The organism is Brunnivagina elsteri CCALA 953, assembly GCF_002289455.1.
Taxonomy (GTDB): Bacteria; Cyanobacteriota; Cyanobacteriia; order Cyanobacteriales; family Nostocaceae; genus Brunnivagina; species Brunnivagina elsteri.
The window spans coordinates 1-10404 of record NZ_NTFS01000239.1 but is presented as its reverse complement, the minus strand read 5'-3'; the positions used below and the strand labels follow the sequence as shown (position 1 = coordinate 10404).

The following is a 10404-nucleotide window of genomic DNA, read 5'->3' as shown; positions in this document are numbered from 1 at the left end:
GCGTTCATCCTGAGCCAGGATCAAACTCTCCATTTTGTTCAAAACAAAATCAAATTTGTTTGTTTAGCTCTTTCTACAAACTGACTTCTTTAATCAGTTTTTCTTTATTTCTTTACTTACACTTACCAAGTGTTATATACTGACTTCCAAACTATATAATTTTCTTGGTTCGACTGCTTCGGAACTGCGCTCTCTTGCGCTCTTTCCCTTGGCAACTTTCTTATAGTAGCTATACTTTTTTATTCTGTCAACTCTTTTTTCTACTTTTATTTTTGGGGTACTCTCAATTTCTGTAAAAGTCTTGTGGTAGAGGCTTTTTGGAGAAATTAGTATTTGTTAATGTTGAAGAAGGTTCTGGTGTTTAACGATCGCAATTCTCAGTCAGTTGAATTGACACTACTAGGACTTACGCATTGACAAAAAAATTAAAATAGGGGTATGGGTTTCTACGCTTCTTGCTTGATTTTTCTGCTCCCAATCAAGCTTTTATCAACCAATTAAAAGTGGTTGATAAAAGCTTGAAACAACGCATTTAGGTTGATGCACAAGATGACTGGTTTGTACAGTGCGTAAGTCCTAACTACGTTAACTATATATATGGATGACATTTACGATCGCAGCAAAATATTCCACAAAATGATTCAATAATTTCGCATTTACCAAGTAAACAGGTAAAATCAGGATGCGGAAACAAAGGAGTTATAAGTTGCATCTGGGAGTTTTCTGTCATGAAGTTAATATCTGAAGCACCCATTTCGCTCAGGATCCAAAAGATGAAGGAAAGGGTGCTATGGCAGCATCCAAGTATTATCCAGCGTTCGATTGACCAAACCTGTATGGTTTTGGACGATGGGAAGCAAGATAACCCGGATTTTTCGTTTATGGTAATTGGTGATAGTGGAACTAAGCCACATCACGATTTTCACCCACAGAGAAGGGTTGCTGAGATGATGCTTCCCCATCTCGATGAATGTAGTTTTGTGCTACATACGGGTGATGTAATGTATGTGGTTGGTTCCCATGAATATTACCCACAGAATTTTATTGAACCCTATCGGCAGTTTTTGGAGGGTGGGGAAAGTCCGAAGCACATTGCTTTTGATAGGATGATTTTTAAAACACCGATTTTACCTGTTTTAGGAAATCACGATTATTATGATGTACCGTTGATGTCGCGTTTGGTGTACGGTAGTACGTTGATGTTACGACGTTTGTTCAAGTACAAAGATATTGAGATTGGTTGGCATGGATCGGGAGGAGGAAATGCCTATGCACGAGCATTTATAGATTGTTTGGATGTGGCAAAGTCTCCCCAAATGCTTGCGGAACACTTAGATACTTTCTACTCAGCAAAAACTAATACGGGACGATGTTTACGTTATGAGCCGGGATTTTTTACTCGTGTCCCCAATAGATATTATACCTTCCGTTATGGTGGGATTGATTTTTTTGCCCTTGACTCGGATACATTTAATCTACCTTCTCCAATACCTGCAACAAAAGAGGGAGAAAGTAATCGTCGCGAATTGGAAAAAAATCGTCGTGCAATTGAAGTAGAAGAGATTCAAATTTTAGATGCTCGTGCCAAGCTTAATCCAGATAATCCAGAAGATGTAGAACAGTTTGATGCGCTTAATGCAAAGTTAAATCAAATTGATGAAATCAAAATCGACATTGAAAAGCAGCTGGGAGCGAGTTCGACTCATTTAATCGATTGGGAACAACTTAATTGGCTGAAGCAGCGTCTAATTGAGTCTTGGCATACAGAGGAAGTACGGGGTAGAATACTTTATTTTCACCATCCTCCTTATGTGACTGAGGCAAGTAAGTGGCATCAAGCACAAACTTTGGCTGTTCGTCATCGTTTACGGGAGGTTTTCGATGCAGTCGCACAAACTTTGGGTTCTCGGAATGGGGAACGTCCAATTGTAGATTTGATTTTCAATGGTCATGCTCATTGTTTGGAATATCTGCGAACAACTGATACTGGACATGCTGATTCGCACATTAATTGTATAGTTTCGGGTGGTAGTGGTCATCGTCCTCGTCGTCAGCGTCAAGAAGGAAACGAGTTGATGGAAAGGTTTATAGTTTCTGCAGATGGAAGCGATTCTCCCCATCGTAAAGTTGCTGATTCATATCTATTTGTAGGTCGTAATGGATATGATTTTTTAAAAAAATTGCCTTATTCATTTGTAAGGATAGATGTAAAAGCTGGCAATCCTCCGAAGTTTATTGTGCGTCCATTTGTGACTGAACGTTATCAGGGTGAATGGTTTGATATTCCGATGGAATCATTTGAGTTATGATTTTTGTGATACCTCAATATAAAATATAAATGAAATATATAAAAGATTTTGTCTCATTTTTTTCCTTTTTTGTGGTGTTTATTTTAGGATATTTTATATTTGTTAATCCGCAAATTGCATATGCAAGCACTACAGATTTAAGTCCTACATCTAGCTATATTTACGAACAACACAGCAATCATAATCCTGATGGGATTGGTAAGTTTTATATGGGGAGAGAAATTGCACGGGTAATGGGACATACTGGTGCGGGTTGGTTGGAACGTGGAAGTCGTGAAGTTGAGGAACAGCCAAGTAAAATAGTGAATGCGCTGGGATTAAAACCTAATAATATTGTGGCTGATATTGGTGCGGGGACAGGTTATTTAAGCTTTTTAATTGCACCTATGTTGAGGGAAGGTAAGGTGTTAGCTGTGGATATTCAGCCGGAAATGCTAGAAATTATTGGATATTTTCAACAAGAGAAGAATATCAGCAATGTTAAACCTATTTTAGCAACAGAAACAAGTCCAAATTTATCTCCTGAGAGTATTGATTTAGCCTTAATGGTTGATGCTTATCACGAGTTTGCATATCCTCGTGAGATGCTGACGGGAATTGTTAAGGCTTTAAAAAAGGGAGGTAGAGTTGCTTTTGTGGAGTACCGAGGGGAAAATCCTTTTATTATGATTAAAGCTTTGCATAAAATGACGCAGAAGCAGGTTAAAAAGGAAATGCAAGCTGTTGGTTTAGTTTGGCGTGAAACTAGAAATATTTTGCCACAGCAGCATATTATAATTTTTGAAAAGCCTGTTGCTTGATGTGTAGTTTTGTATAAGGTTGATTGAAGTTATTTTGCTGGAATTACACTGACAGATTTTGTCATACTATCCCAAATTATCCAGCTAAATTTACCGTCTAATTCATGGTTTGTATTGGCAACTTTTAAATATAGTTTTTCTCCATTTCGTTCAATGGCAAAATCAGCATTTTGAGCGTATATGACTTTGAATCCTTTATCACGTAATACAAACATTGCCCATTGTTTGAGTGATTGTTTTGCGGGTTCGTGGGGAATTAAAGGTCTTTTGATTGCGTCTTCGATGACTTGATATAACTTAGCTTGTTCTGACATTTTATGTTTTTTTAATGGTTGTTTATTGTAGTTGGGATTTTAGCTTTTTAAATTGGGTTACAGCGAATTTCGACCATAAATCCATCTGGATCGTAGAAGTATACACCTTTACCTGTGGGGCGAGTAACAGGACCATGTGCGATCGCAATTTCATTTTCTCGCAAAACCTGCACTGCGTGGTCAAATAGTTCTGGTGTAATATCAAATGCAAGATGGTACGCTCTTGTAAAGGTACGATCGGGGTTGGAGTCGGGGGGTAGTAAATCGGGTTCCCAAAATAAATCTACTACTGTTCCATCTGGAGTCTCAAAATTGGCAACTTTCCCTTCTGCAACTAATTTTGCTAATGTTTCGGGGATTTCCTTACCTATGAGTTCGTGTAATCCTAAGATATCACCATAAAAGTGTCTAGAAGCTTGCATATCTTTGACGTTGAGGGCAATATGGTGGACTCGACGCAAATCACCACGTGCTAATACGCTTTTGAGAGATTGTAGGTGCGATCGCATGACTATACTTACTTACTTAGTTTAGTTGATTCGGTGAACTGCCTAACTTCATATCTAAGATTATATTCCTAAGTGGTCAAAGTCTTAAATTTATGATAATTGACAGTTGATTATTTTTAAGAAAAAGCTCGCGCAGAGACGCGAAGAGGAAGAAAGAAAGAAAGAAAGGAAAAAAGTTTGGCTCTTGCGTTGCTTTTATGGAACACAATACTAGAAACTTGTTGACTAATAGCTTTAAACCCTTACAGGGAAGGGGTTTTAATATTTTTAGATGCGTTATTTAATAATAGCGTAAGTGGCTTTTGCATAAAACAGACGGAAGAGCCATTTAAACTCAGGATAATAAGATAGAGAATACAAACTATATAGAACGGTACAAGAATGAATAAATAAATTATCCAAGCAGCAATTGTATTAGAAGCTATGAGGTAAACAGCTAAACTAGCAAGTACGTATAAAGCAAAAAATAGAGTGAATTTTCGGATAGAAAAGACTTGTGACATTGCTGCAACCTATTATTCAAGACTTCCCATACTCACATTTGTTGACATGAGTTGCAAGCAAAGCTTCTTGAACTATGGCAGAATCAGGACTTTCATCCAGATAATAGGTGGTATAACTTCCGTTTAATGCGATCGCAAATAATAGCCTCTCAGACTCAACTAACTTGCAACTAAATACTGGTTTCGTTTGTAACTAGCAAGCTCCGTCAGTTGGGTAGTACAACCTTCTATGGTTTCATTAATCGCGGCTTCTATTTCTACGGGATATGGATAATTGGTAAATTCGTATGCGATCGCTTGATTAAGACGATGTATCTCATACAAGCTATTACAATTGTATACTAGCCTTTCCACGACATGTTGCCAGCGTTCAAAAATCCGATAACTGAAAAACCCACTACATATCCCACCTTTTTCGTTCCAGTAGGAAATACAAACTTGATGCCGGAGATATTTAATTTTCTTAAGCTTTTTGATGTCAAAACCTTGATTTTTAAGAGTTTGAATGATGACAGGCTCGCTTATACGCCAAACTTCTGGTTTAATCTTATTAGCCGATATAAAACTTTGAGGTATAGGTTTGCTTCGATTTCTTAATCTATTAACCATGATGCCGATTCCCTGAATTATTTTATATAGCAAACCAACCTTAAAGATTCATCTGGGCTAAAATAAGCTAGTTTACATCTTACATTTAAGGTCAGCTTTTATTCTAGATATATGTCATTGACAATTCTGTTTATATAATGAAATCGACAAAATATTTTGTCAACACTGAATTTTTGATGGATCAAATTGATATTTAATTTCTCAGTACAGTTGCGGAAATAGTACGGCAGTGGATTTAGAAGCAAGAAAAAAATTAGGTGTAGTGATTAAAATGGCTCGTGATTCAATGAGTCAAAGGTCTTTTGCGAAGGAATTAGGTGTATCTTATACCACAGTTCAACTCTGGGAGAAGGGAGAATCAATCCCAGATATCATGAATTTAGCAAATATTGCCGATCGCACGGGATATACGATTGAAGGATTACTCAACTATTTGGGTGTCAAGTCACAGCCTCATAACTCAGAGATTCAGCAGATTGTCAAGCAAATCAGAGTGATGCCGATGTCTGAAATCGGAATAGTTTTGAAAGCGATCGCAGATCGGGTGAAAACTGATTCTACATCTGAGTCGTCTGTGGATAAAGTAAAACCAGAGGTAGGCAAGTAGAAGTAAAAAAGAATATTGCCGATAATATTTGGCTTTTTGGTATTTTTAAATAGTAAATTTATTTACACAAATTTGTCGTAAACTTATGGGAATTATTCTGACTTCTTCCCATTTCACTCTAAATTTTCAGTCTGACTGTATTTAGCCACTAATGCAGCTAGTAATGGTAATTCAATTGGTTTACAAATATATTCATCAAAACCAGCAACAAGACAAATTTCGCGATCGCCTTTCATTGCCATTGAGGTTTGGGCGACAACTGTGATTTTTTTATACTTTTTATTTCTGCGTAATTCCTTAATTAAATTCAAACCATTCCCATCAGGCAAATAAACATCCATAAGGATTATTGCCGGAACTTCTTCTAATAAACTTTGCCACATATCGGCAGCATTTTTGACCCAAGTTACTTGATAACCCAATTTCCCCAGATACGTTTGCATTAAATTTGCATTGGGTGAATCATCCTCGACTAGCACAATTTTTGGAGAATGGGAAGGGGAAATAAGGGGGGGTAAAGATAAATAAATATTACAATTATGAAGATTATTAGAATGATTAATATTCTCTATATTTTCGACTTTAGCACCACCCTCTTCTAATAGTTCGATACAAGGATGAAGCGGTAATGCAATTGTAAATCGTGAACCTTTATCAACTTCAGATTCAACTTCAACATATCCACCATGAAGCTCCGCTAGTCTACGAGTGACAGATAAACCTAAACCTGTACCCTCATCCCTTCCGACTAAAGCATTGGCAATTTGCGAGTAGGGTTGAAACAATTCACCTTGATGTTCTTTTGGTATACCTGTACCAGTATCCCAGACAACAAAATGTACAAAATCACCTTGTTGTTTTACCTGTAAACCTACGGTTCCCTTTTCGGTAAATTTTAATGCGTTAAAAATCAAATTTAGTAGCATTTGTTTGAGTCGCAGGGAATCAGCAGTTAATGTGGTAACGTCTGTTTCGACCTCCAACTTAATTTGCAACCCTTTATTAGCGGCTTTTTCCTTTACTAATGCAAAAACGGTTCGACACAGTGCAGGCAAATCTACGGTTTCCAACTGCACTTCCATTTGATTCGCTTCAATCTTGGACAAATCCAAAATATCGTTAATCAAAGCTAATAAATGTTTGCCGCTAGACTGGATTATATTTAAATATTCTTGATGACGATCGCGACTGGGATCGAAACCTTGAGCTAATAATAAGTGAGTAAAACCAAGAATAGAACTTAATGGTGTGCGAATTTCGTGACTTGTATTTGCCAAAAACTGATTTTTTACTTGGTTAGTGCGTTGAAGTTCCTGGTTAAAGTTTTCTAAGTGCTGACAAACCTGCTGTAAGGATTGCATTTGCCTTACTTGTATCAATGCTGCGACACATCGCTGAATAGCTTGTTCAATAAACTGCGATCGCAATTTATTTTTTAAGTGATTATTAGGATTATTTATGGCATCACTATAGTTTTGGTCATCAGTAATATTTCGGTCAGATGCGACAATTAGCCATCCGACAACATCTTCAGAACCAACCGCAATCGAAAAAGCACCACGGGGTTCTTGTGTTTCCAAGAACAGCAAATCTTCTTGAACAACTACTTCTTCCAAAGTAAAATATGATTCCTGTTGTGATTTCAGTGTCACAGGTAATTTTTGAGAATTTTCCCTCGACGATGAAATATAGGATATTTTGCATGTGCTTTCACCAGTTTGAGATAATGCGATCGCACAATGACATTTTTCGAGAGAAAGTATCTCTAATTGACTAAAATTCAAAACATCGTTGAGTTCATCAACTACGACTTGAAAAATTTCCGCTTCTATTCGATCGTGTTGCAAATTATGACTACAAGCGGAAATGAAACATTCATTAAAGCGATATTGTAACTTATTCAAACCACGTTCCAACCACAGTTCAGCACGCAATTGCTGAACTGCATTTAGAAGTTTCGGCATTTCATCAACTTGTAAGTTTTTCTCTTCTGGTAGGCTTGAATAGTGTTGCATGGTCAACTCGACCGTTGGACAAATATAATCTCGCACAAAAGCGGAATAGCTCCTATGTATACTAGCGCACAATTATATCTATATTTATAGGCTAAAACTCAAAGTGTCAAATATAACTGTAATTTCAATATATACCGTAATAAATTATATAGCAAAAACAGCAATAACACTTAGATACCATCAAACTTTTAATAGCTTGATACTAATTCTACCTAAAAAACTGTGTTTGGCTGGAATTAAGATATTATAGCTATCGCGATTAAGGCTGAAGTTGGCACAAAAAGACGCAGGGACAAGGAGAAATATTTCCCCTAGTTCCTGCGAAAGAGTGTATTTCTTAGCTCAGAATTAAGTAATTAAGGAAAAATATTTATACATTAGCTTCTAAGCTGGCTTAGAGTTTCAGGTTAAAAGCCTGTGTAATTAATTTTGCCTACTTACTGAATTTGGCGAGATTAAACTGTCAAAACATTGCCACAAACTAGACAATAATCTGGAAATAGTATGCTGCTACCAAAAAGTTGATAGCCAACAATAGAATTGCCCATGCAGCACGAAACGTGTAAGACGGTTTAGCGCCGGGATTTGGGACATCTTGACCAACTGTAGGTGCCATTTTTTTTCAACTCCTAACTTTAAGAACTTCTTTAGAAATACCAAACCTCCGTCCCAATTGCCTGTTTTTGTAAAAAATATTTTTGTTTGTTAATGAATTATTAGGCATTGGGCATTGGGCATTGGTCATTGGGCATTGGGATTGGACATGGGGGTAGGAAATTATTAATCCCTAACTCCTCATTCCTAACTCCTAACTACTCACCAGCATGGTAGGAACTGCGAACTAGGGGAGCAGAGCGAACATGACTAAATCCTATTTTTCTAGCGATCGCACCAAATTCGTCAAATTCTGCGGGAGTCCAATATTTCTGTACAGGTAAATGTTCTAGGGATGGACGCATATACTGACCAAGGGTAATGCGATCGCATCCTACCCGACGCAAATCTTCCATCGTCTGTATCACTTCATCCTGGGTTTCTCCATGTCCCAACATCAAACCTGATTTAGTGGGAATTGTGCTATCTATATTTTTGACTGTTTGCAAGACAAAAAGCGAGCGATCGTATTTTGCTCCACGTCTCACAGGATTTGTTAAACGTCGTACCGTCTCAATATTGTGATTAAAACAAGCTGGTTTTGTCTTCACAATCATTTTGATTCGTGAAATATCACCGTACAAATCAGGAGTCAATACTTCTATTTGAACACCAGGGTTTAACTCGCGGATTCTTGTTATTGTCTTGACAAAATGCCCAGCACCTTGGTCTGGTAAATCATCCCGCGCTACCGAAGTCAGGACAACATAACGTAATCCCAAAAGCTTTACGGCTTCTGCGACTTTTTGTGGTTCATCTTCATCGATAGCCATTGGTGCATGTCCTTTATCGACTTGACAAAAAGCACAAGACCTAGTGCAAATAGGACCCATCAACAAAAAAGTCGCCGTTTTTTGAGCGTAACATTCTCCACGATTAGGGCAGCGTCCTTCCTCGCAAATCGTATGTATTTGAAGCTGTTTGATGATTTGCTGCACTGTTGAAAGTTCGCTAGCCTTAGCAATTGGACGACGCAGCCAACTAGGCATCGCCATAATTTCCGACTTTAGTTCTGCATTAGAAGACATAGTTAATAGTTTAGTGGAAAAGGCATGGGGGATTAGCTGTTTTCTGCTGAACGCATCTTAATCAATATCTTATCTTCCTCAATTCCCCTTAATCTTACCTTTGTACTTTCTTTAAAAGAATACACGTAAATACTGAGAAAGAATTTTTACAATTTAGTTACATTTCCCAGAATATACTATCCCCCAATCAACATAAATGTTGGATATAGTGGGAGGATTCATTCATTGTTAAGGCGTTCGCGCCATCTAAACCTAAAGTATCTGTTAGAGCAAACAGTCGTGGCAAGTAACAAAATTCTAGTTATCGATGACACTACAGTGGTCAGGGTAAAAGTACGAGAAATGTTACCTCCGGGGAATTTCCAAGTTTTGGAAGCAAAAGACGGACTTGAAGGGTTTAAATTAATCCAACAGGAAAAATTAAGCCTAATCATGCTGGACTTTCTTCTACCAAAAATGAGCGGATGGGATGTATTTCAACAAATTCAAGCCAGCCCGGAACTCAGAAAAATTCCCCTAGTAATCATGTCCGGTCGAAAAGAAGAGGTGACAGAGAAAATCTCGGAACCCTTTGAATATTTCGAGTTTCTTGGTAAACCCTTTGACCAAAAACAACTGATTAGTGCCATCAAAGCAGCAATGGCAAAGGCAAAACAACCTCGCCAAGACCAATCCCAAATTGCCGCGTCTATAGGTGGAATACAAAACGGTATTGGAGGTTCTACTTCTTCGGCTGAAATTCAAGCATTGAACGATAAAACTGCCAAAATGCAAGCAGAAATCGACAGCTTGAAGAAACAATTAGCCCAAGTTGTCACCTTTATTAAACAAAAAATCAAATAACTTTCGCTGAACTAATTATGTTCGGATTTCAATCATCAAAGCCTGCATGTGCAGGCTTTTTGTTTCACAAGCTTGTTCTGTTTAATTCCCCAGCAATAGAAAGGCAGCGTGTTTTGTGTCGGGGTAAAATCCTCCGTTCGCAATACTCCGAAGCGGAGAAGCAAGCTACGCAATACTCGCGGAGCGAGAAGCAAGCTACGTAATACTCGCAGA

At 37.8% G+C, this 10404-nt stretch carries 11 protein-coding genes; 5 read left to right on the top strand and 6 right to left on the bottom strand.

What is annotated here, in order from left to right:
• Positions 1-728: 728 nt before the first annotated feature.
• Together CK510_RS19350 and CK510_RS19345 are read left to right on the top strand one after the other, a co-directional pair.
• Positions 729-2309: a metallophosphoesterase family protein gene (locus tag CK510_RS19350; RefSeq protein ID WP_095723259.1), complete on the top strand. Its 1581-nt coding sequence runs from the start codon at positions 729-731 to the stop codon at positions 2307-2309.
• Positions 2310-2338: 29 nt separating this feature from the next.
• The gene (locus CK510_RS19345; RefSeq protein WP_095723258.1) at positions 2339-3109 is read left to right on the top strand and encodes a class I SAM-dependent methyltransferase; all 771 of its coding nucleotides are present in this window, start codon (positions 2339-2341) and stop codon (positions 3107-3109) included.
• Positions 3110-3138: 29 nt separating this feature from the next.
• Here the strand turns inward: CK510_RS19345 and CK510_RS19340 are convergent, their stop codons facing one another.
• From CK510_RS19340 to CK510_RS19330, 3 genes are all read right to left on the bottom strand, one after another.
• Positions 3139-3423: a hypothetical protein gene (locus CK510_RS19340; RefSeq protein WP_095723257.1), complete on the bottom strand. Its 285-nt coding sequence runs from the start codon at positions 3421-3423 to the stop codon at positions 3139-3141.
• A 47-nt stretch (positions 3424-3470) separates the two neighbouring features.
• Positions 3471-3932, bottom strand: a complete 462-nt coding sequence (locus CK510_RS19335) for a VOC family protein (RefSeq protein WP_095723256.1) — start codon at positions 3930-3932, stop codon at positions 3471-3473.
• Positions 3933-4594: 662 nt separating this feature from the next.
• Positions 4595-5044 (bottom strand): hypothetical protein, encoded by a 450-nt coding sequence (locus CK510_RS19330; RefSeq protein WP_211293231.1) that lies wholly within the window; start codon positions 5042-5044, stop codon positions 4595-4597.
• A gap of 271 nt (positions 5045-5315) precedes the next feature.
• Between CK510_RS19330 and CK510_RS19325 the strand changes: the two genes are divergently transcribed.
• On the top strand, positions 5316-5651 hold the full coding sequence (locus tag CK510_RS19325; protein WP_373695815.1) for a helix-turn-helix transcriptional regulator: 336 nt from the start codon (positions 5316-5318) through the stop codon (positions 5649-5651).
• A 113-nt stretch (positions 5652-5764) separates the two neighbouring features.
• On the opposite strand, the gene hrmK is transcribed toward CK510_RS19325, so the two are convergent.
• The 3 genes from hrmK to lipA all read right to left on the bottom strand — a co-directional run bounded on the left by hrmK (position 5765) and on the right by lipA (position 9348).
• Positions 5765-7666 (bottom strand): hybrid histidine kinase/response regulator HrmK, encoded by a 1902-nt coding sequence (hrmK, locus tag CK510_RS19320; protein WP_095723254.1) that lies wholly within the window; start codon positions 7664-7666, stop codon positions 5765-5767.
• Between the two features lie 481 nt (positions 7667-8147).
• Positions 8148-8282: a photosystem I protein PsaX gene (psaX, locus tag CK510_RS19315; protein ID WP_095723253.1), complete on the bottom strand. Its 135-nt coding sequence runs from the start codon at positions 8280-8282 to the stop codon at positions 8148-8150.
• A 196-nt stretch (positions 8283-8478) separates the two neighbouring features.
• On the bottom strand, positions 8479-9348 hold the full coding sequence (lipA, locus tag CK510_RS19310; protein ID WP_095723252.1) for a lipoyl synthase: 870 nt from the start codon (positions 9346-9348) through the stop codon (positions 8479-8481).
• A gap of 279 nt (positions 9349-9627) precedes the next feature.
• Between lipA and CK510_RS19305 the strand changes: the two genes are divergently transcribed.
• Together CK510_RS19305 and CK510_RS31880 are read left to right on the top strand one after the other, a co-directional pair.
• Positions 9628-10191, top strand: a complete 564-nt coding sequence (locus CK510_RS19305) for a response regulator (protein WP_095723251.1) — start codon at positions 9628-9630, stop codon at positions 10189-10191.
• A gap of 17 nt (positions 10192-10208) precedes the next feature.
• Complete coding sequence (locus tag CK510_RS31880; RefSeq protein WP_158224929.1) at positions 10209-10394, top strand: hypothetical protein; 186 nt, start codon at positions 10209-10211, stop codon at positions 10392-10394.
• The last annotated feature ends 10 nt before the right edge of the window (positions 10395-10404 follow it).

Bases quoted from the DNA above. Each gene is read 5' to 3' on its own strand.
- CK510_RS19350 (WP_095723259.1), top strand. From the start codon at position 729: ATGAAGTTAATATCTGAAGCACCCATTTCGCTCAGGATCCAAAAGATG.
- CK510_RS19345 (WP_095723258.1), top strand. From the start codon at position 2,339: ATGAAATATATAAAAGATTTTGTCTCATTTTTTTCCTTTTTTGTGGTG.
- CK510_RS19340 (WP_095723257.1), bottom strand. From the start codon at position 3,423: ATGTCAGAACAAGCTAAGTTATATCAAGTCATCGAAGACGCAATCAAA.
- CK510_RS19335 (WP_095723256.1), bottom strand. From the start codon at position 3,932: ATGCGATCGCACCTACAATCTCTCAAAAGCGTATTAGCACGTGGTGAT.
- CK510_RS19330 (WP_211293231.1), bottom strand. From the start codon at position 5,044: ATGGTTAATAGATTAAGAAATCGAAGCAAACCTATACCTCAAAGTTTT.
- CK510_RS19325 (WP_373695815.1), top strand. From the start codon at position 5,316: ATGGCTCGTGATTCAATGAGTCAAAGGTCTTTTGCGAAGGAATTAGGT.
- hrmK (WP_095723254.1), bottom strand. From the start codon at position 7,666: ATGCAACACTATTCAAGCCTACCAGAAGAGAAAAACTTACAAGTTGAT.
- psaX (WP_095723253.1), bottom strand. From the start codon at position 8,282: ATGGCACCTACAGTTGGTCAAGATGTCCCAAATCCCGGCGCTAAACCG.
- lipA (WP_095723252.1), bottom strand. From the start codon at position 9,348: ATGTCTTCTAATGCAGAACTAAAGTCGGAAATTATGGCGATGCCTAGT.
- CK510_RS31880 (WP_158224929.1), top strand. From the start codon at position 10,209: ATGTTCGGATTTCAATCATCAAAGCCTGCATGTGCAGGCTTTTTGTTT.